This is a genomic window from Nonomuraea sp. NPDC049784, assembly GCF_040659615.1.
Lineage (GTDB): Bacteria > Actinomycetota > Actinomycetes > Streptosporangiales > Streptosporangiaceae > Nonomuraea.
In genome coordinates this window covers 1-4,578 of the sequence record NZ_JBFAMX010000727.1, presented here as the reverse complement: position 1 = coordinate 4,578, position 4,578 = coordinate 1, and the positions used below count along the sequence as shown (strand labels likewise).

The 4,578-nt window shown below is 69.8% G+C and carries 7 protein-coding genes and 1 pseudogene; 6 read left to right on the top strand and 2 right to left on the bottom strand.

The annotated features are described in order from the left end of the window. Positions 1-357 (bottom strand): winged helix-turn-helix domain-containing protein (locus AB0J09_RS56975; protein WP_360711138.1); only part of this gene is annotated, 357 nt, incomplete at its 3' end. Between the two features lie 113 nt (positions 358-470). Here AB0J09_RS56975 and AB0J09_RS56970 point away from each other — a divergent pair. From AB0J09_RS56970 to AB0J09_RS56945, 6 genes are all read left to right on the top strand, one after another. Then, on the top strand, positions 471-1,112 hold the full coding sequence (locus AB0J09_RS56970) for a hemerythrin domain-containing protein (protein WP_360711135.1): 642 nt from the start codon (positions 471-473) through the stop codon (positions 1,110-1,112). 62 nt (positions 1,113-1,174) lie between these two features. Further along, the gene (locus tag AB0J09_RS56965; RefSeq protein WP_360711132.1) at positions 1,175-1,600 is read left to right on the top strand and encodes a DUF4267 domain-containing protein; all 426 of its coding nucleotides are present in this window, start codon (positions 1,175-1,177) and stop codon (positions 1,598-1,600) included. 47 nt (positions 1,601-1,647) lie between these two features. Continuing rightward, on the top strand, positions 1,648-2,025 hold the full coding sequence (locus tag AB0J09_RS56960; protein WP_360711129.1) for a DUF4267 domain-containing protein: 378 nt from the start codon (positions 1,648-1,650) through the stop codon (positions 2,023-2,025). Between the two features lie 51 nt (positions 2,026-2,076). Continuing rightward, the gene (locus tag AB0J09_RS56955; protein ID WP_360711127.1) at positions 2,077-3,387 is read left to right on the top strand and encodes an FAD-binding oxidoreductase; all 1,311 of its coding nucleotides are present in this window, start codon (positions 2,077-2,079) and stop codon (positions 3,385-3,387) included. A gap of 248 nt (positions 3,388-3,635) precedes the next feature. After that, complete coding sequence (locus tag AB0J09_RS56950) at positions 3,636-3,851, top strand: helix-turn-helix domain-containing protein (RefSeq protein ID WP_360711124.1); 216 nt, start codon at positions 3,636-3,638, stop codon at positions 3,849-3,851. Further along, entirely contained in the window at positions 3,848-4,309 is a 462-nt protein-coding gene (locus tag AB0J09_RS56945; RefSeq protein WP_360711121.1) for a barstar family protein, read from the top strand. Before AB0J09_RS56950 ends, AB0J09_RS56945 begins: the two co-directional genes overlap by 4 nt. Here AB0J09_RS56945 and AB0J09_RS56940 read toward each other — a convergent pair. Then, positions 4,289-4,578 (bottom strand): annotated as a pseudogene (locus AB0J09_RS56940) (ABC transporter permease); the annotation flags it as partial. The gene AB0J09_RS56945 and the pseudogene AB0J09_RS56940 sit on opposite strands and share 21 nt — an antisense overlap.

Below are 4,578 nucleotides of genomic sequence, written 5' to 3'. Positions count from 1 at the left end.
GGCGAGCGTACGGGCCTCGTCGAGCAGCTCCGTGAAGCGCCATGCGTCCACCGCCCCCGGCGGTAGCCGCAGTGCGTAGCCGGGCGACGCGCTCACCAGCAGGCGGGCCGGGGTCCGCGGCGGGCGGCCGGGTTCCAGCAGGCGGCGCAGGTTGGACACGTACGCCTGCAAGGACGCCAGGGCGCGCGACGGCGGTTCGCCGCGCCACAGGTCCTCGACCATCCGGTCGACCGGCACCACCTGCCTGCGCGCTGCGACCAGCAGGGCCAGCACGCCGCGCTGCCGCGGTCCGCCGAGGGGAACGGGCTCGCCGCCGGCCTCGGCCGCGAACGAGCCCAATACCCGGATCAAGACCATGACGTGGCACATCGTACGCCCGGCCGCTTCAAGCGTTCCAAGTCGGCTCCAAATGCCTTCCAAACCCCCGGGAGCAGTCTTGAGCACGCCGAACAGATGAAGGGCAGGAACAGATGAGCGTCAACACCCAGGACATGGAGATCGTCCACCGCGCCTTCCGCCGCGAGTCGCGGCTGCTGATGGAGCTCGTCGCGGCGGTCGCCCCGGGCGACACCGCTCGCGCCAAGGTGATCGCGGGCCACTTCAGCGACTACCGGCTGGGACTGAAGAACCACCACGAGGGCGAGGACGAGCTGCTGTGGCCGCCGCTCCTGTCCCGGGTCGATCTGGAGGCGGACATCGTCCTGCGCATGCAGGCCCAGCACGGGCGCGTTGAGGCCAGCCTGACCAGGCTGGACGCCGCAGTCCCGGCATGGGAGGCCACCGCCGGAGCCGACGAGCGCGACACCCTCGTGGCGGCCCTCGCCGAACACCGGGCGGTCCTGCTCGAACACCTCGACGACGAGGAGGCCACCCTCCTTCCGCTTGCGGCCAAGCACATCACCGAAAAGGAATGGGCCTCCCTGGGCGACCACCTGGTGGCCAACACGCCCAAGCTCACCCTGCTCACTCTCTTCGGCCTCGTCCTGGAGGACGCGAACCCGGCCGAGCGCGCCACGCTCCTGTCAGCCCTTCCCGCTCCGGTACGCGGCATCTGGCACGTCATCGGCCGCCCCCGCTACGCCCGCCACATCAGCCGCGTCCGCGCGGCCTGACCAGACCCCAGACCCCACGCACGACTCACCAAGCTCACCGAAGACTCGCAAGGAGAAGAGCAATGTCGCTGAAGAAGATCAACACCGTCATGGCCGCCGCCTTCATCCTCTTCATCCTCTGGTTCGGGGTGGAGTTCATCCTGAGCCCGGAGACGGTGGCGCCGGGCTTCGGCCTGCCGAGCTGGCCGTCCGGCGACGGCGACGGCTTCCTGATCATCAAGGGAATCCGCGACGTCGTCTTGGCCCTGGTCCTGGGCATCCTGCTGGTGACGGGCCACCGCCGGGCGCTGAGCTGGGTGCTGGTGGTGGAGGCCCTCGCCGCGTACGGCGACATGACCACCGTGCTGGCCCACCACGGCTCCGTGGCCACCGCGCTCGGCGTCCACGGCCTGACCGCGACGCTGATCGTGGTCAACGGCCTGCTGATGATGCGCGAGACCCGCAAGGTCGCGGCCGCTCCGGCGACGCCCGCCCCGCAGCCCGCCTGATGCCATCCGCCCCGCCGAGGGCCAATCGGGGATTGAGGGGACAACTCATGCTCAGCAACATCGCCACCGTGCTCGCCGGACTGATCGGCGCGGGCATCATCTTCATGGGCGCCCGCGCCTTCTGGGCACCACAGGCCGCGGTCGGCTTCGGCATCCCCGACACACCGACCGAGGACCCCAGCTTCCACGCCTGGCTATCCGTCAAGGGCGTGCGCGACATCGCCTCAGGGCTGTTCATCTTCATCCTGCTGGCCGGCGGGACAACCCACCTGCTGGGCTGGTTCCTGCTGGCCGCCAGCGCCATACCCGTCGGCGACGCGGTGATCGTGCTGCGCAGCAACGGGCCCAAGACGGCTGCCTACGGCATCCACGGCGCCACCGCCGTGGTGATGCTGGCGATCAGTGTGCTCCTGCTTGTCGCGTAAACCGCGGGGTCCGGCAGGTGCATTTCCGAGAACTTGAAGAGGGAGACGACTATGACGATCAACGATGTGCGCGGTGTCCTCAAGGGGCGCGTGCTCCTGCCTGATGACGACGGCTTCGAACAGGCGGCCACTGCGTGGAACCTCACCGTCAGGCAGCCGGTCGCGGCTGTGGTGGAGGCCGCGGATGCCGGTGACGTGGCGGCGCTCGTGCGTTACGCGCGGCGGGCGGGTATGACGGTGACCGCGCAGCCGAGCGGGCATGGCGCCTCCGGTGATGTGGAAGGCATGATCCTGCTGCGTACCGGCCTGCTGAACGAGGTGGAGGTACGCGCGGAGGAGCGCGTGGTCCGGGTGGGCGCGGGCGTGACGTGGGGGCAGGTGCTGGCGGCGGCCGGTCCGCTGGGTCTGACCGGCCTGTCCGGCAGCGCGCCGGGGGTCAGCGTGACCGGCTACACCCTGGGCGGTGGGGTCGGCTGGTTCAGCCGCAAGTACGGCTTTGCCTCCGACAGTGTGCGGGCTATCGACATCGTGGACGCCGATGGCGAGCCGGGCCGGGTGAGCGCCGAGTCCGATCCCGAGCTGTTCTGGGCACTGCGCGGCGGTGGCGGGGACTTCGCGGTGGTGACCGCCCTCGAACTCGAGCTGTATCCCGTGCCAGTCGTGTACGGCGGGCGCGTGATCTGGCCGGAGCACCGGACCAGGGAGGTGTACGACGCGTTCCTGGAGATCACCGCCGAGGCGCCGCGTGAACTCAGTGTCTGGATCAACCGGCTCCAGCCCCCCGGCGCGTCGCCGATGGTCACGCTGGATCTGGCCTACCTGGGTGAGGCGGCACATGGGGAGGACCTGCTGGCGCGCCTCGACAAGATCGAGGGCGCGATCTCCGACAGCCGCGGCGTCGTCCCGGTTGCCGACCTGGGTGACATCACCGCCGAGCCCACCGACCCGGCCCCCTCCATCGCTCGTGCGGAGCTGCTCACCGGCCTGGACGCGGACGCGGTGGAGCTCCTGCTCGCCAAGCCGGTCGAACCGCTCATCAACGTGCAGATCAGGCACCTGGGCGGAGCTCTCGCCGAGCTGGGCGGCGGAGCCGGCGCGAGCGGCGCGGTGGCTGAGCCGTACCTGCTGGGCCTGCTGGGTCTCGGCCTGCCGCACGCGGCCGATGCGACGCGCGCCAAGCAGGCCGAGGTCGTGGCCGACCTGGAGGCCTACATCAGCGGCCGCAAGCCGTACACCGTGCTGTCCCCCGGTGACACGGCGGCGAAGTCCTTCTCCGCCAGCGCGCTCGCGCGGCTGCGGGAGATCAAGCGGGCCCGTGACCCGCACAACGTGTTCCGCGCGAACTACCCGGTGCTCGGATAGATCGGTTCCCAGCAGGTCACGGCCCCTCCGCCCACCGGGGCGGCGGGGCCGCACCGAACCCGCGTGACAGATGTCGCCGCGAGCACTGTGAAGGGCAACACCCTGTCCGGAGACATCGCCTGGTCAGAGGAACCAGACCGGGTGATCGAAGCCCGCCCGCCAGGGTGACGGTCAGATCTCGTTGTCACGGTCGTCCATAGAACGACACAATTCAGAACTAGTCCGAGGACGCCGAGCTGGTTCTCAAGATGCGCACCCGCGAGGGCATGGCCATCGCCCGCTCCCGCGGCAAACTCAAGGGCCGCCAGCCCAAACTCACCGCACGCCAGCAAGCCGAGCTGGTGTGGATGCACTCCACCGGCGACTACACCATCGCCGAACTGATGGAGGTGTTCTCCATCGGACGCGCCACCGTCTACCGCGTCCTCGATCGCGCCGCCAACGCCACCACGGAACGAGCATGAGCGCTTTCGACCCGGACGCCGACCTGTCCGGTGACGTCGCCTTCCGCTTGGTGACCGCTTCCTTCGTTCGGCTGTTCTGGCGACATGCCCTGCTGGAGCAGACCATCGACTGGCTGCTCGACCACGGCTACCAGGTGGTCCGCCTGGACGCCTTCGCATGGACCCGCGAGGAGGACCTCCACACGGCGATCGCGCGGGCGCTGGAGTTCCCGAACTACTACGGCAGAAACCTCGACGCCCTCAACGACTGCCTGAGCGATGTCTCGGCGTTCGAGTACGGCGCCCGCCGAGACGCGGGCGGCCAGCTCGCGCAGATGCCCGCGCTCGTCATCGTCCAGCTTCAGGGCACGCGCGAGGGTGTCGACAACGCTTGGGCTGGTACCGGATTTCCTTGCCCCGTTCGAATTGGAGGTTGGCGGGCCCCGATCATCGGCGGGTCAGGCGTCGCGGCTGCGTAGCAGGTAGGTGGCGGCCAGGAAGACCGCGGCGATCCAGAGGCAGTAGACGAGGAAGCCCGTCCAGGGCGAGAGCATGCCGGGCTCAGGCACCACCACGGCGATCTGCGAGCCCGCGTTGGGCGGGAAGTACGTGCTCACGGCCCTGCTCCACGAGCTGGGGAGGATGCCGACCAACGGGGGCAGGACGAACAGGACGGCCACCGTGGCGACGATCGCGCCCGCGGTGTGCCGGATCAGTGTGCCGATGCCCAGCCCCAGCAGCCCGGTGG